A 22,409-nucleotide genomic window follows, 5' to 3' on the forward strand; every position below is an offset into this window, starting at 1 on the left:
GCTGCGCTCATCTCGCCGTAGCCGCCTTGCCAACGCAGAGCGAATCAACGATCTCGTGCCTCTCGAGATCCCGCGGCCCGCCACGCGATCGTGACCCGTAGGCGCCATCAAAGCACCGCCGTCCACGAGCTGTGGGCACAGGGGGACCGTCCAAGGCTTCCATCGGCCGCAACTCGGCGTCCACCCGCCCCGCCCTGGCTTGAATTCGCCGTTGGCATCGAGGGCAACCTTCACATCCACACTCAAGACGCCAAGCCAACCGCAAACCGCTGCGAGTCGTTGCCTCTTCTCGGCAGAACTGGCACACAACGCTCAATTGAAGTCTTGTGTATGGGAATTGGCAGCTATAGCGTTGCTCGATCATGTGGAAAAAGATCCTTCCCTACTGGGGCCTGATCGCGTTAGTCCTGGCAATAACCGGCTGGTTGACCTCCGACTTCGGACGCGGTGGGATAGCCACGCTCTCAGCACTAAGCCTGCTGTGGTTTCTCTTCCAGGCCCCCAACCCATGCGGTGCCCCGATTCGTGCGGCGGGCATGCCTTGCCGCAACAACGCCAGAGGCGTAATGCGCGGGTGCCACCTGCAGCAACACAAGTGGCAGCGTATGCGTACGTTCTTCGTGCACCCCCGGCTTCGAAGTTGCGCGGCACAGCTTTTCGCCAGCCCAGTGACGGGCCTCGCCAGCCTCGGCGGCATCGCAACGCTGATCTCCACAGTGGTCAGCACGACCCTTGCCCTGACAGGGAAAGGCGGATCGTGAGCCCGATCTCATCGGCAGAGCAACCTCTCGCCGCGAGTGCGGAATATGCCCAGGCCGAGGTGTCAGGCCGTCTCCCTGTGCCGGTCGATCGTCGCTCTTCCTCGCCACCCGTCACCACGTCCCGCATCCAACGGAGCTCCGCTATGCCCTACACCGCCGAGATCAGCCGCGCCAACCCCACCGCGATCATCTTCCTCGTGGACCAGTCCACCTCCATGAGCGACCCGATCGGTGACGGGAGTACCACCCAGCGCAAGGCCGACATCGTCGCCGATGCCATCAACCGCCTACTGACCGAGCTGTCCGTGAAGTGCGCCAAGGAAGAGGGAGTGCGCGACTACTTCCACGTGGCCGTTCTCGGGTACGGCTCTACGGTCGGCTCCGCCTTCGCGGGCGAACTCGCGGGGCGCGACTTGGTACCGCTCAGCCAGGTCGCGGACTTCCCGGCCCGCATGGAAGAGCGGGTCAAGAAGGTGCCGGACGGAGCCGGGGGACTCGTGGAGACCCCGGTGAAGTTCCCTGTCTGGATGGATCCAGTGGCCCACGGCGGCACCCCCATGAACCGTGCTCTGCACTACGCGGCGCAGTTGACACGAGACTGGGTGCAGCGCTATCCGGGCTGTTTCCCTCCCATCGTGCTCAACCTCACGGACGGCGAAGCCAACGACGGCAACCCCACCGAAGGCGCCGGCGAGGTCAGCTCCCAGGCTACTGCTGACGGCGGTGTTCTCCTCTTCAACCTGCACGTATCCGACTCCGGAGGCGAGCCGACAGTCTTCCCCGACTCCGAGGCGGGACTGCCAGACGCCTACGCGCGCCAACTCTTCGCCATGTCCAGCACACTGCCGAGCCACATGCGCTCCTACGCGGCATCACAGGGACACTCGGTCAGCGAGAACACCCGAGGGTTTGTGTACAACGCCGACATCACCTCGGTCGTGCAGTTCCTGGACATCGGCACCCGTGCCACCGAACTGCGGTGAGCCACAAAGGTCTCTACGTCACTAGTTTCGTGGTGCCCAAAGCCGGGATCACCCGAGACGAGTGCGAGGACGCTCTCTGTGTCCTGCCTCACGAACCGTACGACTTCTTGATGGAGGGAGTCGTCACAGCAGCAGTGTGCGATGGTGCGACCGAGAGCCTGCTGTCCGGCGAGTGGGCGCGGATGCTTGCTGGTCAAGCAGCCCGCTCAGCCACCCAGCCGGACGGCCTGTTCGTCTCCCCGGCACGGTTCGAAGTCTTCGCTGCCGACCTCGTGGAGGGGTGGGCCGGCTGGCTGAAGGAGTACACCGATCGGCGATCGGACCGCGGGCAGCCGTTGCAGTGGTACGAGGAGACGAAGCTGAACGCCGGCGCCCACGCGACGCTCCTGACTGCTGCCTTCACCCCAGACCCAGACCTTGCCCAGTGGACATGGCAAGCCGCGGCGTTGGGCGACTCCTGCCTGTTCCACATCCGCGACGGATGCCTCCTCACCGCGCATCCCATTGCTACCGCCGACGACTTCGGCAACCGGCCTGAGCTGTTTGGGAGCAATAACCGCGACACGGAACTCCTGGCCGCTCGGACGCAGTTCCTCGTTGGCACCTGCATCAGTGGTGACATTGTGCTGCTGGCCACCGACGCATTGGCCGCCTGGTTCCTCACTCAGCCCCGGCCGGGGAAGGCGGTTGACGTGCTCACCGAGCACGCACGCAACCCTGGCCAGGGGGAGCGGTTCGAGGCCTGGGTGCAAGATCAGAGAGACCGGGGCGCCCTCCGCAACGACGACGTGGCACTGGTCCACATCGAGGCCCAGGGACGGTGACGCTCGGTGCCCACGAATGCATCCGGTGCCTTCCGCAGATACCCAACCGGCTCTGAGTACGCGACAGCCCTGCAGAACCCCACGGTGTGCTTCCGGCACCCAGATCTGCGCAGCGCCGAGCCGACGCTCACTGGCCTGGGCCTGCCCAAGGCAATCTCCGGCAATTTTGCCAGCGTCTTCTCGCTGACCGCACCCGGCAACGGAGACCGCTACGCCGTGAAGTGCTTTACGCGCCATGTCCCCGACCAGAACGATCGCTATCGGGCAATCAGCAGGCAACTGACGAGCCTTCCGGCGTCCCGTCTGTCACAGCCGTGGAACGTCGGGTTCGAGTACCTGGCCGACGAGATCCTCGTGAGCGGTGAACGCTACCCAATCCTCAAAATGGAGTGGGCCCAGGGGCAGGGCCTGGCCTCCTGGCTCGACCACCATCACCGTGACAGCGCTCAAGTGGGCCAGCTTGCGGTGCGTTTCGAAGCGCTGATCGACGATTTGCACACCCACGGCATCGCCCACGGCGACCTCCAGCACGGCAACCTCCTCGTCGCTCCTGACCTCACCTTCCGCCTCGTGGACTACGACGGCATGTACGTCCCCGCATTGGCCGGAAGACAGGGCACAGAAGACGGGCACCGCAACTACCAGTCCCCTCTGCGTGGCTCTGGGGATTTCGGCCCGGACATGGACCGCTTCTCCAGCTGGATCATCTGCGCCGCGCTCAAAGCCGTGGCAGCAGATCCCGGACTCTGGGCCAATCTTCATGAGCCTTCCGGCGAGTACCTCTTGCTGTCTGAGGACGATTACAAGGCCCCGGCGGTATCACGTCGCTTCGCACGGCTCCTCAGTCACCCAAACCCGGACGTTGCCAAGTCGGCTCAGCAGATCGCGGACCTCGTCACCGTGCCGATGAACGCCATACCCCGCGTCTCGACCCGCGTGAACGGCAGCGGTACGGCATCACATTCGACGAGCGCCGGGGCAGCGACCAGCAGCGGCCTACCGGATTGGCTGCGTGATCGCGTTGGGTCGCCCGACTCCTCCTCTGGCACGATCTCTCCTACCCCCGACCGTCTAGGGACTCACCACCGGCGTAGAGTCCGCGATCTGCTGGCCCTGCCGGTGTTACTTCTTTCCCTTGCTGTCCCCGTGCTGGCTGCCCTGAACATCCTCTCCGTCGGTATCATCCCGGCCTGTGCGTCGGCCTCGGCGGGGTTGACATTCTTCCGCAGTGCGCAACGCTCCCGGCCGGAATTCCGTGAATTGAAGCAGCAGGTGCTTGAGCTCAAGAACCAGAAGTGGGCGGCACAGCACCCAGAGGCGGCAACAAAGCGGCTCTCCCGGGAGCGCAACTCCTTCGAAGAGGCGGAGCAGAAACGCGCAGCACAAGCTGACCACAAAGGCCAGCGAATTACCCGCGAACATCAGCAAAAACTGGCCAAGGTCGAGAGCAACAAGCAAAAACGGGAAAGAGACCTGCGTACGCAGCTGACACACCTTGATGGCGAGCTCGCCGCCGATCTCGACCAACGCCTCCGACACCACCAGCAACGGTATGTCGATGAGCAGTTGGGGCATGCGCTCATTGAGAAGGCCAAGATCCCTGGCGTAGGGCGGGCGTTGAAGGACGCGTTGGCCACCCGTGGGGTATTGACTGCCGCGGACTTCCGCGGCATCACGCTGGTGAGTGCAGGGGGCAGATACAACAACGTCACCGCGTACATTGATCTGATCAATGGCGGCAGGGTCGATGTCAAGGGAATCGGCCCAGCCAAGGCTAAAGCGCTGGAACAATGGCGAGACCAACAGATCGCCGCAGCTCGATCTCGTTGCCCAGCGACGTTGCCTGTGCAGGAGCGACAAGCGGCTCAGGCTGAGTTCCAGCGTCGCAAGGACGGCCTGCAGAGTCGCATCAGCGAAGTCGGATCCCAGGCGGAAACAGCGAGGCAGCGGGCCGAGCAGGACCTGCAGGAAGCCCGCGGACGTCTCCACCGAGAGGCCGAACAGGCACGTACCTCGGCACGCGCCCAACGCGAGGAATTCGCACGCCAGATGTTGCAGATCCAGCAGGCGGACGCCGATATCCCTGGACTGGATGCCGCCCTCACCGCGGCCCTCCAGAGACGTCGCCGATTGTCTACCTTCCCCTACCTGCGGTTCCTTGTCACCGGTCGGCCGGGGTCGGCCCGTCGCTCATGACTCCAGCGCTCAGCAGGAAGGACCACAAGTGACGTACTCGTAGAACTCCTCGGCAAAATGATCCCGGTGCGGGCCCACTCCGATGCTCAGGCACTGTTGTTCGCAGCTGCTCGATGCTCGTCGATGCACCATTCCGGGTCAGGCAGCGTCCCGGCCGCGGCCGAGGAGAGCCGCGACGCCCTCAAGCGGGAGGCTCGGGCCAACTGCGTCGGCCAGCAGCCGGTAGAGCCCGGCGGCCTCCGCGCCGAGGCTCTCGCATGCCCGCGTCCCACACCTGCTCGACCACGGGCATACCTCTGTCGTGCAGTTCAGCGGTGAGTTCGTCGAGCATCCGAGACAGCGGCCTTCGGCGGTGCCTGCGAAGGCAGCGGGCTGCGACGTGCACGGCTATCGGAAGGCCGTCGCACAAGTCCAGCAGTCCGCGCACCGCTTCCGGCTCAGCCTCCAGTCGTGAATCATCGGCGATGAGCCGCAGCAGCTCTCCGGCATGCGACTCATCGAGCGGGTCCAGCACGAACTCGGTGGCCACGCCGTCCTGCAGGTCGTACAGAGGCCCGTAGCTGGCGACAATCAGCACACTCGCGCCGGAGGAGGGCAGCAGCGGCTCGACCTCCGCCCGTAGCGGGCTTGTCGAGGATGACCATGAGCCGCCTTCCATCGGTCTGATCCCAATACTGCTTCCTGCGGGCTGCGAAGGACCGCTCGATCCAGTCCGGCTGAACCTTGAGTGAGCGGAGGAGGTCGGCCAGCACATCGGCGGGCTCCACCCCTCCGCCGCAGCGCAGGTCGTCAAGGTCGGTGCAGAGGATCCCTTCGAATCTGTCAGGGTCGCTCCCCTGGCTCCCAGGGTCGCTCCCCTGGCTCCGCAGCACACGGGCGAGGCGGAAAGCGAGCTCCGTCTTGCCCGTCCCGCCCGGTCCGACGAGCGCGAAGAACAGCGGCCGGGACTGCCCCTCGTCCAATGACACCATCCCGCGGGACGCTCGTTCCTGCTCGTTCCTGCTCGTCCCGCGATCGACGAAGTGCACTTGTTCCGGCGGAAGCTGGTATGAAACACCAACACGCCCTGATGTCACAGCACCGCACTGTGCAGCAACTCTACTTTTCGACACAGCAGTTGGTGCGGGCTGCCGACGATCGCTCCATCGTGCCCAACAGGGCTGAGCCACCAGGCCCGTCACGGTCTTGCGGGCCTCGTAATGCGTAGGATCGATGACTGGGCGTCGAGACAGGACACGACACCCCTGGGGCAGTGACTGCGATGCACGCCGGGCTCTCGCCTGTGAGGGGAAGCAGTCGTGAGTTTTCCTGGGAGCCATCTGGGAGCCGAATCACTCCCAGAAGCCCCCCGATACCACGCCACACCCCTCGATACTGAACCTCTGACCAGCGCAACCGCTGTCCGGCCAGTTGATGATCTTGCCGGGTACCTCATTCGGGACGAAGAGGTCGTGGGTTCAAATCCCGCCACCCCAACAGATGAAATCGCAGGTCAGGGCCGGTCTTTCTTCACCGAAGACTGGCCCTGACTCGTGTCTGACACCCCGGGGAGTGAGCTGGGGAGTGGATCAAGGAAATCCACTCCCCAGGCGTCACCCCTGACGCGCTCTCAGGAAGGAATCGAGCGCACGCACCGGGGACCGCGGATGCATGGCCAACCGCGCGTCCAATGCCTCCTCCCACCGTTCGGTCAGCTCACTCATGAGCCGATTCCTCATGCGCGCCGTGCTGTGTGAGTAGCGCGCCCGTACCGAGCCATCCTCATTCCCCATGCAGGCGATGCTGGTGAAGGCGAGGAAGTGGTCAGCTTTGCGTTCGTAGCGGCGGTGGAGGCGGCGGCAGCCGGCGAGCCAGGCCATGGTGCGTTCGATGACCCAGCGGTGGCGGCCCAGCCGTTGGGAGGTCTCGACACCTTTGCGGGCGATGCGGTGGGTGAGCCGCGTCCGCGTAACCAGCTCCGCAGGTGGTCGTAGTCGTAGCCCTTGTCGGGCGCGCTTGACTTGTTGTCGAACTTCGGAACAATCAAATATGACTTAGACCAGCAGATTCGCCCAATAGCAGTCGAGACCCATGGAGCATTCAATGCCACGCCATGACACGTCAAACGCGCCGGTCTTCAGTCTGTACTACATCGCTATCGATACCGAAGCCGGCGTGACGCCGGAGCAATTCGAAGCCTTTGTTCGCCATAAAGGCGTGCACATTCCCTGCTACCCCGGATGGCGCTGGACGCTGCTGCGCGGTCTGCGTGGCGAACGAGCCGGCCAATACATGATGCTGTTCGAAATCGATGACGCCGGGCAGCGCGACCGCTACCTGGCGGCTGACGGCAATCAAACAGAATTGGCACGCCAGTTCTGGCGCGATCGTCGCGAGGCCCGGGATCTTGTCCGCGAATGGAAGAAATACGGCACATTCAGCGAATTGCCCACGATCTATACCGACTACCGCTTGCTGGCGGAAAACAAGAAAAGCACCGTCGCCGATGGGCCGCGTTATCAGGAGCGCGGCCCAGGAGAAGAACCTCTCGCCCGGGTGATCGGCATCCACAATCTCGCGCTGCGCCCCGGTGTCCGGGCAGATACCTTCGAAAGCTTCATCGCTGAAAATCATCATCGCATCGAGGACTATCCCGACTGGAAATTTCGCCTGCTGAAAGGCGAGCGCGGAAACCGGCTGGATCAGTATGTAGTGCTGATGGAGATTGCCAGCCTCGCGGCACTCCATGCGTTCTATCCTGATGCGGACATCGCGACTGCTGAGGCTGCTGCATTCGCCAAGGCCTATCGGGACACGAAGCAGATGTACGAGGAATGGAAGCAGCTCGCTTCGTTCTCCGGCTCACCGCAGATCTACACCGATTACCTGTCGGTGGCGGAAAGCCTGAGCTGACGCAAGTGAGGTGATCTCACCAACTTTCAGTTGGTCTGGCCGTGTTCCCGCTGGGTCATCGAACGCACGATGGCCTGGCTCGCCGGCTGCCGCCTCCACCGCCGCTACGAACGCAAAGCTGACCACTTCCTCGCCTTCACCAGCATCGCCTGCATCCTCATCTGCTACCGCAGACTCGCCAAATGAGACGAGTTCTAAATGCCGCCCTTAACCTCGACAAACATCCGTTCTGGAGAGGGGCGGCGACGCAGGTGTCCGGTACGCGCGTCCTACGACGCGGAGGTGACCGCTCGGCCGTCGGACTGGACGGTGCGGCTCCTGGCGAAATCCTGGCGAAGACCACGCCAATCGAGGTTCCGCTACGCAACCTGCACCAAGTCAGGCCAAGGCCGTGACCAGCAAGACCATACGAACGTCCAGTTGAGCAACGTGACTTGACCTCATTCGGGACGAAGAGGTCGTGGGCCCCGGCACCAAGTCCGGGCTCGCAGTGGGCCCGCTGGGCCGGGCGAGCTGAGGCACTCGTACGAGTAGGCGGAGGGGACTGCCAGTGCCACAGCAGGAGTCGTGGCCCAATGAGCCACGTCGGGCCCGCCCGGCGCCACTGTTGCCGAGCGCGATGGTCGGCGGGCGGGCGTGACAGCTGACGAGCCGGTGCTCATCTCAATGGTGACGGCGTGGGGAACCCGATGGCGCAGCTTCGCTGAGCTACGGCGCCCGCGATGAGCGATCATGGGTTACAGCTGGGTCGGCGAGCAGGAAGGCGGCGTCGCACCGGTGAACGAGCGCCAGGACAATGACCGCAGGTCCGCTGCGGGCCTGTCTGAGGGATTCGGTGAGCGGCTGCTCGGGCAGCTGCTGGGCCGGTCCTACATGCTGCCGCCACACCTCGTCGCCCCACTGGTGGCGGACGAGGTTGCCAAGATCGGCGGGCGGGACGTGTCGATCCTGCTCCAGGACTACGAGCAGCTGACGCTGGTGCCGCTGCCAGGAAGGAAACTCGTCGGCGGTGTGCCGCTGTCCATCATTGATTCCCTGGCGGGCGAGGCGTTTCTCGGCGGCCGTGTAGTGGAGGAGCAGCAGGAGCACGGCGTACGGATGTATCTGCCGCTGCTGGATGGCAGGGACGAGATCGGGGTGCTCGCCCTCACGCTGGACAGCGTCGAGCGCCAGGACCGGCGGCTGCTGGGAAGGCTGGCCGCGCTGACCTCAGCTTTGCTGCTCGTCAAAGCCGGCTACACCGACAACTTCTCCAAGGTCCGGCGGCGCGGCCACCCCTGACCCCGGCCGCGGAAATCCAGTGGTCACTTCTGCCGCCGCTGTCGATGAACACCCCACGCGTATCCGTCGCCGGCGTGCTGGAGCCCGCCTACGAGATCGCCGGAGACAGCCTCGACTACGCCCTCAACGACAACATCCTCCACATGGCCATCATCGACGCAATGGGCCACGGACTGAACGCCGCCCTGCTGGCGACCGCCGCGATCGGCGCCTACCGACACGCTCGGCGCGCGGATGCCGGCCTCGGCGAGTTGTATGCGTTCATGGACCGCGCCATCGATGAACAGTTCGGGATGGAGAACTTCGTGACCGCGCAGATGGCGCGCCTGGACGTGGAGACAGGGTTCCTTCAGTGGACCAACGCCGGCCACCCGGCCCCCATGCTCGTTCGCCGCCACCGAGTCGTTGAGAGGCTGGAGAGTCCCACCACCTTGCCCGTCGGCTTCGGCGGAGCCGACCCGCAGGTCTCGGAGACGTCCCTCTCCGAGGGAGACCGGGTGCTGTTCTTCACCGACGGCCTCATTGAGCAACACGGGGAGGACGGGGACCAATTCGGCGTACAGCGCATGATCGACACCATTGAAGCCATCCCGCCCACGGCTGGTGTGAGCCAGACGGCACGCCGAATGTCGCGAGCACTCATGCGGGGTCGGGGCGGAACCACCAGCGATGACGCGACCCTCTTCCTCCTCGAATGGCGCGGAGGCGACGCGGACCAACTGGCCGCTCGCGACATCTAGCGACTCCGGTGCCGCGAATACTCATGCTCCGCCGGACACCTGTATCCCCAGCGGGAGTTGGCGGCAGCCACATCGGAACGAGCCGGAACTGCCGGTCGACCATGCTGCGGGGTGCCCGCCAACTACCGAACTCAGTCACAGCCACTCGGTGAGCTCCGGGTTGTCGAGCCTGACGTCATCGGGCCGAGTGGCCGAGGCACGGTGGGTCGAAGGTCCACCTCATCGGTGACCGCGACGAGTTGCCGCGCCCACACTGCCCATACGAGCGCAACGGGCCCGCACCGGTTTCCGGTGCGGGCCCTGTCGGTGCCGTGGATGCCGTTCAGCCGGCCGCCGGGCGCGGCGGCGCCATGGTCACCGCCAGCTGGAGACGCGCTCGCCGATCGAGTCGAAGTTCTTCACACCCGTGGCGGGGTTGATCGTCTGCCCGCCCCCTGTGCAGTCAGCACCGCTGTAGAACGTGTAGACGTCACGGGAGTTGTTGTAGACCGAGTACGCGATGAGGGGCGTCGCCCCGCACACGGGCAGGTTGGCCGGGTCCACGTTCTGCGGCGTCCCGGTGTAGTCCTTGCCCGGGTAGAAGCAAACGTGCTCTGCGGGGCAGTTCTGCTGAGCCCGGGCCTCCGCATCGCTCGCCGCCTGCTGACCGCTGGCGGCGGCGGTCCCGGAGGCGGTCAGGGTTCCGGTGGCGAGCAGCAGCGTGGCAGCTGTGGTCATGACCTTGCGCATTGACTTTCTCCCCGTGTGAAAGGAACTCGAACAGTGCTCGCAGGAAGCCCTGAGGCAGCAGCGCCCCCCGCATTGACGATGCTGACGTCGCCGCATGGTCCGTCTCAAGGGAAGATCGATTCGGTCCACGCGTTCATTGACAACCCGTCGGTTATCAATCGGCCGGGTGTGGTTGTTCACAGTCATGACGATCAAGTCACCCTGCACACACGTCCGTTGCCAAGTATTTCCGTGATCACAGCGCCGGTCGATCGATAGCATGCCCGTGAACGACCAGGGGGACAGCGCGCATGACAGGCCATCAGAATGCGCCCACGGCACAGCAGCTCAACTTCTTCCTCACGCTCACCGAAGAGCTCCACTTCGGCCGCTCCGCTCAGCGCAGTTACATCTCACAGGCGGCTTTCTCCCAGCAGATCGCCGCTCTCGAGCGCCGCCTCGGCCTCCAACTCGTCGACCGCACCACTCGGCGAGTGGACCTCACCCCTGCCGGCACGGCCCTCATCCCCCACGCCCAGGCCGTAGTCGCCGCCCATGCCACCCTTCACGACGCGGCACGCCAACTCCACCCCTCCACAGGCCGGATCACCATCGGCTCATTCGGAGCCGTCACCGCCCTTGCGCCCATCCCGGCCGTCCTGGAGCAGCTGCGCCACCGCGTGCCTGGCCTCGACATCCGGGTCCGCCGGCACGACTTCGCCGAGTCCCCCCGCGCCCTGCTCGACGAGGATGTCGACGCCGCCTTCCTCTTCCAGCCCGTGCCGCCCGACGTCCAGACCCTGGCCCTGGTCACGGGTTACCGCTGCGCCGCTCTGGCCGGCACCGACCCCCTCGCCGCTCGCGACGCACTGACCCTCGCCGATCTGAGTGACCACCCCGTCATCGGTTGGTCCCCGGCCATCCCCAAGATCTGGCGGGACTTCTGGGCGGCCGACCCCCGCCCCGACGGCACACCCGTGCGCTACACCGCCCACGAGGTCGCCGACTACGAAGACGCCCTCGCCGCAATCGCCCTGGGCGAGGGCATCCAGCTTCCCCCCGCCTCCGCCCGCACCCTCTACCCCCGCCCCGGCATCACGTACGTCGACGTCGCCGACCTCCCACCCTGGACGGCAGTCCTGGCCTGGCTCCCCAAGAACCGCGACAAGCCCCTGGTCTCGGCCCTACGGTCCATCGCCGGCCACGCCCTCGAGAACGGTCCCCTCCGGTACGGCTGCTCCCAGAAGTCGTAGCCCTTGTCCGCGTGAGGCTTGGTCGGGCATGGCCGGCATCGTCGTTCGAGTCGGCCGCTACGGGCGCAACGGGCGCCCGCCAGGTGTCTGGCCGCCGGGCGTTCAGGCCGGGGACGTCGGTGCGGCAAGGGCGGCCAGGTGGTGCAGCGAGTTGGTGAGATGCTCCGGGCCGAACGGCGGGAAGTGGAGGTACTCCCGGATGGACTGCGGCACCGCCGACCAGTCGTAGGTCAGCGTGATTTCAGTCTCGGAGGGCCCCAGGGGCGTCAGGTCGTAACGCCAGAGCCAGCCGCCGAACTCCAGTCGACCGTCGTCCGTGCGGTACCCCGGCAGCCAGCCGATGGCGCGCGGCGGGTCGAGCACCTGGACCTTGTTGGCCACCCGGTAATCACCGTCGGGGTGGTCGGCGTGGTACATGTCCATCCGGAAGATCTGCCCAACCTCGGTCAGCGGCGCCCGGTCGGCAGATTCGTGAACCCAGCCGGTGCCGTCGATCGCGGAATGAGTCGTCGGGTCCGCCAGCACCGCGAACACCGTCGCGGCGGGCACGGCGACGGTCAGGGTGGCGCTCACGTTCTCCTCGGACACGGTGTGCACCCTCCCTGTGATCTCAGCCCGGGCCTCCCTCAGGCGTGGGGGACACCCAACATGCAGACGACGGGGCGAGGCGGAAGTCATCGGTCGTGTGAGGGACCGAGGCCGAGGGACCGAGGGGGCCCAGTCTGCCGCGGGGGTACCAGCGCGGGCCTCGGCCCGATCAAGGTCCGGGCGGCGTTCGGCATCAAGCGTCGCGACGCCAGGAGCGGTCAGGAGCGTCGGGGTGGGTGGCCGACGGATGCTGCGCTGAGCAGCCGAGAATTCGGAGGAGATCTGTTCGACTATGCGGAACACTCTTGCCGACCGATGAGTTGTGTCAGGCGTGCCGGTCTCCACCCGGTGCCAATACCCACGTACGTGCCGACGGCCCTTGGCTGCGAGGCGACTGTGCCCAGGAACCCCAACGAGGTGCCGCAATGTCAACTGCGATGAAGGAACGACCGGCCGTGCAGGCGGGCCGCACACCGACGGTGGTGCGGCTGCTGGTGCTGGCCACGTTCGTGGTGATCCTCAACGAGACGATCATGATCAACGCCATTCCGCGGTTGATGGATTCGTTGCGCATCACCGAGCAGTCGGCGCAGTGGGTGACCACCGCGTTCATGCTCACCATGGCCGCCGTGATTCCCATCACCGGCTGGTTCCTGCAGCGGGTCACCACCCGCCAGGCCTACGCGACGGCGATGGGCGTGTTCCTCGCGGGAACCGTCCTGTCGGCCGTCGCGCCGTCCTTCGAGGTGCTGCTGCTGGGCCGGATCGTGCAGGCCGCAGGCACGGCCGTGATGCTGCCCCTGCTGATGACCTCGTTGATGATCGTGGTGCCCGAGCACGACCGCGGCCGGGTGATGGGCAACGTCACCCTGGCGATCTCGGTGGCGCCCGCGCTCGGACCTGCCGTGTCCGGGCTGATCCTGCAGCTCGGCTCCTGGCGGCTGCTGTTCCTGGTCGTCCTGCCGATCGCGGCTCTGGTGACCTTGTTCGGGCTGCGCAAGATCGACAACATCAGCGAGCCGCAGGTGAGCTCCATCGACTGGCTCAGCGTGGGCGTGGCGGCACTCGGCTTCGGCGGCCTGGTGTACGGCCTGAGCCTCTTCGGCGACAGCGACGGCAGAGTCGGGCTCGGCATCGGCTTCGTCGTCGCCGGGGTCGCGACGATCGCGCTTTTCGTGATCCGCCAGCTCAAGCTGCAGCGCACCGGTATGCCTCTGATGGACATGCGCATCCTCGGGCACCGCACCTACACGCTGTCCCTGGTCCTGATGTCCATCGGGTTCCTTGCGATGCTCGGATCGATGATCCTGCTGCCGCTGTACCTGCAGAACCTGCGCGGGCTCAGCCCGCTGGAGACCGGCCTGCTGGTCATGCCGGGCGGTCTGGCCATGGGCCTGCTGGGACCGACCGTCGGAAAGATATTCGACCGGTTCGGCAGCCGGCCACTGGTGCTGCCCGGCTCGATCGCCACGTTCCTCGCCCTCGGCGGGTTCACCCAGGTCTCGATGACGATGCCGTACTGGCAGGTGCTGGGACTGCACGCGCTGCTGATGGTCAGCCTGGCGGCGACGTTCACGCCGGTCTTCACGCTTGGCCTGGGCGGGCTTCCTCCGCATCTGTACTCGCACGGCAGCTCGATGCTCGGCACGCTGCAGCAGGTCGCCGCGGCGTTCGGGACCGCGCTCGTGGTGACCGTGATGTCCGCGCGCACCAGCCACCTGGTCGCCGACGGCGTCGCCGCCGTGCCCGCACAGGTGAGCGGGATGAAGCTGGCCTTCGGCGTCGCGACCGCCCTCGCCCTGGTGACGATCGCCGTCGCGGCGAAGCTGCCGCAGCGGGTCGCGGGCACGGGCACGGACACTGGTACCCAGGACCACGGCAGCGCCGACACGGTCCCGCCCGCCGAGGGAGCCGCCGTGCAGCAGCACAGTGCGACGGCCGTGAACGGCGAGACGGAACCTGACATCCGGACCTGAAGTCAGTGTCAGCGGACAGTTGGTCACCAGGTCGGGGCTCATGGTCGGGCGCATGATCGGGGGCGCATGAACGGGCCGGGGCTGTCGCTTGCGGCCGCCAGACCGGCTCTCAGCCGACGAGCAAGGCTCGCGCCCACTGTTCTTCGCGCTGCTCGGTGTATTCGGCGTCGCTTCGCCATGCGTCGCCGTGGCCTTCCGCCCAGTGAGTTGCCCAGGGCTGGTTGCCCCGGGCCGCCTGGTTGCGCAGGAAGTCATGCATGGCGCGCGTGCGCCGGCCCAACATGGGCACGAGTTCACGGCGTTCGGTCTCGTCGAGCCCGTAGGCGTCGGCGAAGATCCGCAGGCGGTCCGCCGCATCGGTGCGTTGCCAGTCGGGACGCGCGGACAGCGGGACGAAGCCGTGCATGGCATAGGCGAGATCCCACAGGCGGGAACCAGGGGCGGCGGTGTCCCAGTCGATGAAGGCCCACTCGTCCTCGTCGCCGACCACGAGGTTCCACGGCGCCAGATCCTGATGGCCGATGATGTCGTCTCCCTCAGCCGGGATGAGGATCTGCCAGTCGGCCTCGGGCGGTGGCGTGAAACCCTGCACGGCGTCGTGGAACTCCCTGATGAGACGTGCGACGCGAGCCAGCCGCTGTGTGGGCTCCAGCCAGGCGAACGGCTCGGGCCAGAGCACGTCGCCACGGACGAAGGTCAGTACCTCTCGGCCTTGATCGTCGATCCCAAGGGGGCGAGGGGCGGCCTTGAAGCCCGCCTCGTGGAGATGCGTGAGCAGTGCGTGCACGGCCGGAGTCCATGGCCCTGCGGGGCGGCGAACGGTGTCGCCGACGCGGACGACGCCTTCGCTGACGTTGCCGCCGGAGAGCGGCAGTTCTTCATCTTGACGCACTGAGCCAGTCTGGCTGACCGGCCTCCCGAGCGTCAGCCGTAACTCGGTGGGCGCTTCACGGAAGTTGAGCCAGGAATCTCGTCGGCGGTTGTCAGTGCACGCGGCGAAGATGTCCGCCATGACGTCATTGCTTCTCATGGACATCGAACGTGCCGTTCGCCGCAGTTGGGGCGCCGACACGTGTACGCCGGAGTTCCGGCCGCACTGGAGCCCGGAGAACCCAGCCAGGGATCAGTGCGGTGTCACAGCCATGGTGCTCAACGACCTGCTGGGCGGCGAGCTGATCCGGGGCGAGGTCCTGGTGAAGGGCGAGCGCACGGACTACCACTGGTGGAACCGCCTGGGCATGGGAGTGGAGGTCGACCTCACCCGTGAACAGTTCCGTCCGGAGGAGATCGTCACCGGGGGTGTCGTCGTCCCGCGGCCGCCGGCCGTCGTGCGGCTGCGCGAGGAGTACGAGCTTCTCCGCGGCCGGGTGGCGGAGAAACTCAGCGGGCGGCGCTGAGCCGGTGCACGGATATTCAGTGGCCGCGTGTTCCGGTGGGGTTCAGGATGCTCACATGGCCTCGGATGAGCACGTCAGTGAACCGTCGGTGAGTCGTTGGACGCAGTCAACCATCTATCAGGACATGTGGGTTGACCCGGACGACGACCCACGCGAGGCCGATGTCGAGGCTGTCGATGAACGCAGCATGCTGCTCGACTACCTTCGCCACTACCGCCTCACCATGGAAATGAAGTGCGCGGGCCTGGATGCCGAACAGCTGGCCCGGCGCTCCGTACCGCCGTCCACGATGTCCCTGCTCGGGCTGTTGCGGCACATGGCCGAGGAGGAGCGGCACTTCCGCCGTGTGATGGCGGGCGATGACGCGCCGAAGCTGTACCGCACCGACGAAGACCGCGACGGCGACTGGAACGGCGCGGTCGGGGACCCGGCGGTCGTGGAGGACGCCTGGCGGCAGTGGCGGGCAGAGATGGAACTCGCCGACCGGTTCACAGCCGGCGTCACCGACCTCGGCACCCGGAACGCCGGGTTCTCCGACCTCGGTGCCCAACCCGGTGGGGATGTGCAGCTTCGCGACATCCTGGTGGCGCAGATCGCGGAGTACGCGCGACATTGCGGCCACGCCGATCTCCTGCGTGAGCGGATCGACGGCCGAGTGGGCCAGTGATCACCGGGCCCGGCTCGTCGAGTGGCGTCTGCTCGGTCCCGGGCGGGGAGACACAGGTCACAGGTGTGCGTGTCACACCCTGCCGCGCTGCGCCGTCGTACGTGTGCAATCACTGACAGCGGCAGAGGAGATCACCATGAGCGCCCGCTTGAACGCCTTCAGCAGCCCGACCGTAGGCAAGGTCTTGAAACACCTCATGGGCGCGGACAAGGTGCTTCAGGATTCGACGCTGCCGGCCACGACGCAGGAGCTGGTGAAGCTCCGCGCCAGCCAGATCAACGGGTGCGGTTTCTGCACCGACATGCACAGCAAGGACGCCATCGCCGCCGGTGAGACGTGGGTACGTCTCAACCTGGTCGCGGCGTGGCGGGAGGCCACGGTCTTCACCGAGGCCGAGCGGGCCGCGCTGGAGCTGGCGGAGCAGGGCACGCGCGTCGCGGATGCGGCCGGTGGGGTCTCGGACGAGGCCTGGGCGAACGCCGCCAAGCACTACGACGAGGAGCAGCTGGCTGCCCTGGTGTGCGGGATCGCGCTCATCAACGCCTTCAACCGGGCGAACATCATCGTCCAGCAGCCCGCGGGCGACTACCAGCCCGGCCAGTTCGGATAACCCGGAGTACCGGACCGGGATTTCCGGTGCCCCGCGGCTGCGGCGTCACGCACGCTCGGGTATTCGACCGCCGTACGCCGTTGTTCAGCAGGCCCTCTCCCGGTGCCGAACAATCGGGAGGTCCCGACTGGAGGCTCCGGCAGGGAGGTTGTGAAGGTCGGGTGAACGCCCGTGCCCCGCCCGCCGACAGGCCGGAGGTTCGGTTGCGGGCCCTCCCCGCGGCTGCCTACCGTGGGCGGCCGAGCGGATGCGCTGGGTGCCGGCCTGGGGGACTTGGGCGTACGGGGGAAGGGCGAGCACGTGTCGGGACAACCAGGGCCGGGGCGCAGCGAGGGCGATCTGGACCCGGAGGCCGGTGCGGTTCCGCGGTTCGCCGCCGGGCTGCGCGCGCTGCGCGAGTCCGCCGGGAAGCCCACGTACCGGGCGATGGCGGGGCAGGCGCGGTACGGGGTGACGACCCTCTCGCAGGCGGCGGCGGGGAAGCAGCTGCCCACCCGCGCGGTGACGCTCGCCTATGTGAAGGCGTGCGGCGGCGACGTCATCGAATGGGAGCGGCGCTGGCGCGAGGCGTCGGCCGAGCTGGCGGCGGAGAACGCCGATGCCGCCGAGAACGCCGGGAACGCCGGGAACGCCGGGAACGCCGAAAACGGCGCCTCCCGGCCCCCGTACCGCGGCCTGATCCGCTTCGAACCGGGCGACGCGGGGCTGTTCTTCGGCCGCGACCAGCTCGTGGAGCGGCTGACCGAGCTGAACCGCAAGCACCGCTTCACCGCCGTCTTCGGACCGTCCGGCAGCGGCAAGTCCTCGCTGTTGCGCGCCGGCCTGATCCCCCGGCTGCGCACCCCGCACGAGGACGAGGGCGGCGAGGCCCGCGAGGCGGCTCCCGCGGCCGTACGCATCCTCACGCCCGGCGCGGACCCGCTGCGCACGCACGCCGGCCGGCTGACGCCCGCGGCAGACACCGACGGCGACACCTGGCTGATCGTCGACCAGTTCGAGGAGCTGTACACCCTCGGCGCCGACCCGTCCGAAAGGGACGCCTTCATCGACCGCCTCGTCGCCGCCGCCGGGGACGGCAGCCGGCTGCGCGTCGTCATCGCTGTGCGGGCCGACTTCCTCGGCCGCTGTGCCGAACACCCCGGCCTCACCGCCGCGTTGCAGGACGCCACGCTGCTCGCCGGGCCGATGAGCCGCGCGGAGCTTCGGGAGGCGATCGTCCGCCCGGCCGCCGCCGACGGCCTCATCGTCGAACGTGCCCTGACCGAGCGCCTGCTGGACGAGGTCGAGGGCGCCCCGGGCGCACTGCCGATGATGTCGCACGCCCTGCTGGAGACCTGGCGCCACCGCAGGGGACGCGCGCTGACCGGGACCGCGTACGAGGCGGCGGGCGGGCTGCACGGCGCCGTCGTCCGTACGGCCGAGCAGGTGTACGGCGAACTCACGGCGCCGCAGGCCGAGTTGGCCCGCCGAATCCTGTTGCGCCTCGTCACCCCCGGCTCGGGGTCCCCCCTGTTCGAGGGAGGCCGGGAGCCAGGGGAAGGCACACCCGACACGCGTCGCCCCACCGAGCACGCGGAGCTCGACTTCGGCAGCCCCGCCGACACCCGAGCCGTACTGGAACGCCTGGTCCGCGCCCGCCTCGTCACGTTCGACGACGGGACCGTCGACCTCGCCCACGAGGCTCTCATCAGCGCCTGGCCCCGCCTGCGCGAATGGATCGACGCCGAACGGGACCGGCTGCGCGTGCACCGCTCGCTCTCCGAGGCGGCCCGTACCTGGCAGGCACTCGGCCGGGAGAACGCCGCGCTCTACGCCGGCTCGCGTCTGGACGCCGCCCGCGACGCCTTCCCGCGCGACGCGCTACGGCCGAAGGAGGGCATACCGCCGCGCGGCACCGTATGGCCGCGCGGCGCCGCGCAGGAGGACCAGGAGGGCTCCCGCTCCGCCGAACTCGCCGGCGGCCTCACCCGCGACCTCACCCGCGACCTCACCGACCAACTCGACGACGAACTCACCCCGGCGGAGCGGCAGTTCCTCACCGCCTCGCTCCGGCGCCGGCACCGCGCCGCGCTGCTGCGCCGTACGGTCGTGGCCGTGCTCGCCGCGCTCGTGCTGCTCGCCACCGGCACCGCCGTCGTCGCCCTCCAGGCCCGCGCCACCGCGCAGGCCGAACGGGACGACGCCGTCTTCGGCCGCCTCACCGCCGAGGCCGACGGGGTCCGCGAGACCCGGTCCGGACTGGCGGCCCGGCTCGACGTCGCCGCGCACCGCATGCGCTCCACACCGGACCTGCGGACCCGGCTGGCCTCGGACGCCGGCCGGGCGCTGCCCACCCGGCTGCCCGGCCACCGCGGTGTCGGCAGCTCCGTGGCGTACACGCCCGACGGCCGCACCCTCGCCAGCGGCGGCCACGACGGCACGGTCCGGCTGTGGGACACCGCCGCGCGGCCGGGGTCGGCCCAGCGGCCCGAGGACGTGGGGAAGTCGCTGGGCGAACCGCTGCGCCTGGGCACCGGACGGGTCGGCGCGGTCGCCTTCTCCCCGTCGGACGGCGACCTGCTGGCGGCCTCCGGGGACGGCGGCGCCGTCCGGCTGTGGGACGTACGCGAGAGGAAGCGGCCCCGCGCCGCCGGCCGGCCGCTGGTGAGCCACGACGAGGAGAACATCACCTCCGTCGCCTTCGCCCCGGACGGCAGGACGCTGGCCACCGCCGGCGACGACGGGACGGTGCGGCTGTGGGACCTGCGCGACCCGGCACGCCCCGCGCCGCTCGGCGAGCCCGCCGAGGCCGACGAGTCCGAGCAAGGCAGCGTCCGCGACGTCGCGTTCGCCCCGGACGGGGACACGCTCGCCACGGCCGGCTACGACGGGACCGTACGGCTGTGGCGGTTCAGCGAGGACGACGGGACCGAGCCGCTCGGCAAGCCGCTGCGCGAACACACCGCCCCCGTCTGGACGTTGGCCTTCTCCCCCGACGGGAAGACCCTGGCCACGGCCGGCTACGACGAGACCGTGCGGCTGTGGGACCTGGCCGGGCCGGGCCGCCCCCGGCCGCTGGGTGAACCGCTCACCGAGCACACCTCGGCCGTCCTCTCGGTGGCCTTCAGTCCCGACGGCCGCACCCTCGCGACCGCGGGCGAGGACGACTCCCCGATCCTGTGGAACGTGGCCAACCCCGCGTACCCGCAGCAGCTCGGGCAGCCGCTGACCGGCCACACGGACGCCGTGTGGGAGGTGGCCTTCAGCCGCGACGGCCGTACTCTCGCCAGCACCGGTGCCGACCGCAGCGTCCGTCTCTGGCACCGGCCGCCTACCGTTCTCACCGACTTCACCAACCCCCTGACCGCGGTCGCCTACAGCCCCGGCGGCCGGCTGCTGGCCGCCGCCAGCACCGACGACGCGCTGGTCCGCGTGTGGAGCGTCGGTGAGGCGGGCCGGCCGCGCCGGAACCCGCGGACGCTCGCCGGGCACGAGGACGAGGTGCTTGCCGTCGCGTTCGCCCCGAACGGCCGCATCCTGGCCAGCGGTTCGAAGGACGGGACCGTACGGCTGTGGGACGTGGCCGGGCCCGGGCGTCCCGCTCCGCTCGGCGAACCGCTGGACGTGGGCGACGGCGGCGCCCCCGCCGTGGCGTTCGCCCCGGACGGCCGCGCCCTGGCCACCGGCGGAGCCGACGGCGCGGTGCGGCTGTGGGACGTACGCCGGGCGGAGCGTGTACGTCCGCTCGGCGAACCGCTGCGCGGCCATGGTGATGCCGTCACCTCCGTGGCCTTCGCACCGGACGGGAAGACGCTCGCCACCGGCAGCGACGACGACACGGCCCGGCTGTGGCAGGTCCCCAAGCTCTTCGAGCAGGGGATACCCCATGGCGACCGGGCGCGGGCGCGGCCTGCGGGCGATGCCATCACCGGGCACGACCAGCCGGTCAACTCGGTGGCCTTCGCACCGGACGGGGAGACGCTGGCCACCGGCAGCGAGGACCGTACGGTGCGGCTGTGGGACGTACGGCGGACGGACCGCGTACGTGCGGCGGGCGAGGAACTGGCCGGGCACCGGGGGCCGGTCAGGTCCGTGGCCTTCGCACCGGACGGGAAGACGCTGGCCACCGGCAGCGGCGACAGTACGGTCCGGCTGTGGGACGTGGCCGACCCCGCCCGTGCCGAGCCCTTCGGGCAGGAACTCACCGGCCACCTCGACACCGTCACCTCCGTCGCGTTCAGCCCGGACGGCGACGCCCTCACCTCCGCCGGCTACGACCTGACGGCCCGGGTGTGGACCCTGGACGCGGATCGCGCGGCGGACTACGTCTGCGACCGCACGGGCGGCGTGCTCACCCGCGACGAGTGGGAGGAGCACCTGCCGCAACTCGGCTACCGCCAGGCGTGCGAGACGCACTGACTCCGGACGCCCGTGCGCCTCAGGGACCTCGGAGGACACGGAGGCGTCGAAGGCCTCGGAGGCCTCGGAGGCGAGGTGCACGGGCGGCCGTGTGGGACGGGGAGTCAGGAAATCGCTCAGGGAATGGAGAACTTCAGCACGGCACCGTCCTCGTTCTGCGCGACGACGGTCACCTTGAGTTCGTCGCCGAACTTGGCCACACCGCCCTGGCCGCCCAGCCGCATGATGCTGCCCGCCGACTGGAAGGTGACGGAGTCGTCCGCCGCGGTGACGTGCACGCTCAGCCCGTTCGCCGTGATGTTCACCGAGGAGGTCACCAGGACCTCGCACTTGCCGTCCGCGCAGGCACCGGTCTTCTTGCCGTCCGCCGCCTTCGGCAACGGTCCGGTGGGGTCGGGCGCGGGCTGGCCCGTCTCCTGCTCGGGCTTCCAGCCCGGGGCGCACTGCTTCGCGCGTTCGTACGCGGCAGCGAGCCGCCGGTCCTTCTTCGTCAGCGCGGGGAGGCCCGGCTCGGGCGGGGTGAGGGACTGGATGAGCTTGTCGACGTCCGCGGCACTGCCCTCGGCGTCTTCGAAGGCGTCGGCAGGTGACATCTCGTCGAGTTCGGGCACGACGCCCTTCAGCTTCTTCAGCCAGGCGTCGCGCAGCCGGTCGGCGGCGGGGACGCCCGACGAGTCGAGGTCTTCCAGGTCGCGTTCGGCTTCCTCCACCGGCAGCGACGTCCGGGAGATGTAGCCGGCGGCGAGGTGTTCGGCGGGCGGGCCGGGCTCCTTCGGCTTCCGGATCTCCTTGAGATCAGCCGCGCTGTCCTTCCGTACGGTCTTGAGCCCGGACGTCGACTCGCACATGGCGCCGACCCACTTCACCAGCTTCTTGGACGGCTGACCTGCCTGCGCCGCATCGGCCGATCCGTCGCCCGACGCGTCGGCCTTCCCTTCCGCCCCGCTCCCGCAGCCGGCGACGGCCAGCACCAGCCCGGCGGCCACCACCGCGAGACTCTCCCTCTTGAGCATCCAACGACCCCTCTCCGGCCTCTGAACACGTCCTCTGAACATGTCTTCTGGCACGCCTTCTGACGCGTCTTCTGACACGCGGGCCGGACGCCGGCACCGCATGCCCAGTTCAACGGCGGCAC

Annotated in this window: 16 protein-coding genes and 3 pseudogenes; 13 read left to right on the forward strand and 6 right to left on the reverse strand. The window is 68.3% G+C overall.

Annotation, left to right across the window (positions count from 1 at the left end; all coding sequences use genetic code 11):
- The first annotated feature begins 362 nt into the window (after positions 1–362).
- The 4 genes from ACSMXX_RS13715 (at position 363) to ACSMXX_RS13730 (ending at position 4,764) form a co-directional block, all read left to right on the forward strand.
- The gene (locus ACSMXX_RS13715; RefSeq protein ID WP_473184300.1) at positions 363–761 is read left to right on the forward strand and encodes a hypothetical protein; all 399 of its coding nucleotides are present in this window, start codon (positions 363–365) and stop codon (positions 759–761) included.
- Between the two features lie 143 nt (positions 762–904).
- Complete coding sequence (locus ACSMXX_RS13720) at positions 905–1,744, forward strand: VWA domain-containing protein (protein WP_473184301.1); 840 nt, start codon at positions 905–907, stop codon at positions 1,742–1,744.
- Positions 1,745–1,854: 110 nt separating this feature from the next.
- The gene (locus ACSMXX_RS13725) at positions 1,855–2,568 is read left to right on the forward strand and encodes a hypothetical protein (protein ID WP_473184302.1); all 714 of its coding nucleotides are present in this window, start codon (positions 1,855–1,857) and stop codon (positions 2,566–2,568) included.
- 6 nt (positions 2,569–2,574) lie between these two features.
- Entirely contained in the window at positions 2,575–4,764 is a 2,190-nt protein-coding gene (locus ACSMXX_RS13730) for a protein kinase family protein (protein ID WP_473184303.1), read from the forward strand.
- A gap of 181 nt (positions 4,765–4,945) precedes the next feature.
- Here the strand turns inward: ACSMXX_RS13730 and ACSMXX_RS13735 are convergent, their stop codons facing one another.
- Together ACSMXX_RS13735 and ACSMXX_RS13740 are read right to left on the reverse strand one after the other, a co-directional pair.
- The gene (locus ACSMXX_RS13735; protein WP_473184304.1) at positions 4,946–5,422 is read right to left on the reverse strand and encodes a hypothetical protein; all 477 of its coding nucleotides are present in this window, start codon (positions 5,420–5,422) and stop codon (positions 4,946–4,948) included.
- Positions 5,423–6,539: 1,117 nt separating this feature from the next.
- Positions 6,540–6,751 (reverse strand): annotated as a pseudogene (locus ACSMXX_RS13740) (transposase); the annotation flags it as partial.
- 95 nt (positions 6,752–6,846) lie between these two features.
- Here ACSMXX_RS13740 and ACSMXX_RS13745 point away from each other — a divergent pair.
- The 3 genes and pseudogenes from ACSMXX_RS13745 to ACSMXX_RS13755 all read left to right on the forward strand — a co-directional run bounded on the left by ACSMXX_RS13745 (position 6,847) and on the right by ACSMXX_RS13755 (position 9,677).
- Positions 6,847–7,656: a hypothetical protein gene (locus tag ACSMXX_RS13745; protein WP_473184305.1), complete on the forward strand. Its 810-nt coding sequence runs from the start codon at positions 6,847–6,849 to the stop codon at positions 7,654–7,656.
- A gap of 48 nt (positions 7,657–7,704) precedes the next feature.
- A pseudogene (locus tag ACSMXX_RS13750) lies at positions 7,705–7,842 on the forward strand (IS5/IS1182 family transposase); the annotation flags it as partial.
- Between the two features lie 687 nt (positions 7,843–8,529).
- Positions 8,530–9,677 (forward strand): annotated as a pseudogene (locus tag ACSMXX_RS13755) (PP2C family protein-serine/threonine phosphatase).
- Between the two features lie 354 nt (positions 9,678–10,031).
- Here ACSMXX_RS13755 and ACSMXX_RS13760 read toward each other — a convergent pair.
- Entirely contained in the window at positions 10,032–10,406 is a 375-nt protein-coding gene (locus ACSMXX_RS13760; protein WP_473184306.1) for a peptidase inhibitor family I36 protein, read from the reverse strand.
- 290 nt (positions 10,407–10,696) lie between these two features.
- On the opposite strand from ACSMXX_RS13760, the gene ACSMXX_RS13765 reads away from it, so the two are divergent.
- The gene (locus ACSMXX_RS13765; protein ID WP_473184307.1) at positions 10,697–11,638 is read left to right on the forward strand and encodes a LysR family transcriptional regulator; all 942 of its coding nucleotides are present in this window, start codon (positions 10,697–10,699) and stop codon (positions 11,636–11,638) included.
- Between the two features lie 102 nt (positions 11,639–11,740).
- Here the strand turns inward: ACSMXX_RS13765 and ACSMXX_RS13770 are convergent, their stop codons facing one another.
- Positions 11,741–12,226, reverse strand: coding sequence for an SRPBCC family protein (locus tag ACSMXX_RS13770; protein WP_473184308.1), 486 nt, complete (start codon positions 12,224–12,226; stop codon positions 11,741–11,743).
- A 425-nt stretch (positions 12,227–12,651) separates the two neighbouring features.
- On the opposite strand from ACSMXX_RS13770, the gene ACSMXX_RS13775 reads away from it, so the two are divergent.
- Positions 12,652–14,202, forward strand: a complete 1,551-nt coding sequence (locus tag ACSMXX_RS13775; RefSeq protein ID WP_473184309.1) for an MDR family MFS transporter — start codon at positions 12,652–12,654, stop codon at positions 14,200–14,202.
- 109 nt (positions 14,203–14,311) lie between these two features.
- Here the strand turns inward: ACSMXX_RS13775 and ACSMXX_RS13780 are convergent, their stop codons facing one another.
- Entirely contained in the window at positions 14,312–15,214 is a 903-nt protein-coding gene (locus ACSMXX_RS13780; RefSeq protein ID WP_473184310.1) for a phosphotransferase enzyme family protein, read from the reverse strand.
- On the opposite strand from ACSMXX_RS13780, the gene ACSMXX_RS13785 reads away from it, so the two are divergent.
- The 4 genes from ACSMXX_RS13785 (at position 15,213) to ACSMXX_RS13800 (ending at position 21,274) form a co-directional block, all read left to right on the forward strand.
- Entirely contained in the window at positions 15,213–15,599 is a 387-nt protein-coding gene (locus tag ACSMXX_RS13785) for a YunG family protein (protein WP_473184311.1), read from the forward strand. The two genes, ACSMXX_RS13780 and ACSMXX_RS13785, sit on opposite strands and share 2 nt — an antisense overlap.
- Positions 15,600–15,654: 55 nt before the next feature.
- Positions 15,655–16,266, forward strand: coding sequence for a DinB family protein (locus ACSMXX_RS13790; RefSeq protein ID WP_473184312.1), 612 nt, complete (start codon positions 15,655–15,657; stop codon positions 16,264–16,266).
- Positions 16,267–16,402: 136 nt separating this feature from the next.
- Entirely contained in the window at positions 16,403–16,876 is a 474-nt protein-coding gene (locus tag ACSMXX_RS13795; RefSeq protein ID WP_473184313.1) for a carboxymuconolactone decarboxylase family protein, read from the forward strand.
- Positions 16,877–17,176: 300 nt separating this feature from the next.
- Positions 17,177–21,274: an nSTAND1 domain-containing NTPase gene (locus ACSMXX_RS13800; RefSeq protein WP_473184314.1), complete on the forward strand. Its 4,098-nt coding sequence runs from the start codon at positions 17,177–17,179 to the stop codon at positions 21,272–21,274.
- 116 nt (positions 21,275–21,390) lie between these two features.
- Here ACSMXX_RS13800 and ACSMXX_RS13805 read toward each other — a convergent pair whose 3' ends face one another.
- The gene (locus ACSMXX_RS13805; protein ID WP_473184315.1) at positions 21,391–22,287 is read right to left on the reverse strand and encodes a hypothetical protein; all 897 of its coding nucleotides are present in this window, start codon (positions 22,285–22,287) and stop codon (positions 21,391–21,393) included.
- Positions 22,288–22,409: the final 122 nt, after the last annotated feature.

This window comes from Streptomyces sp. DSM 116795 (assembly GCF_055792905.1).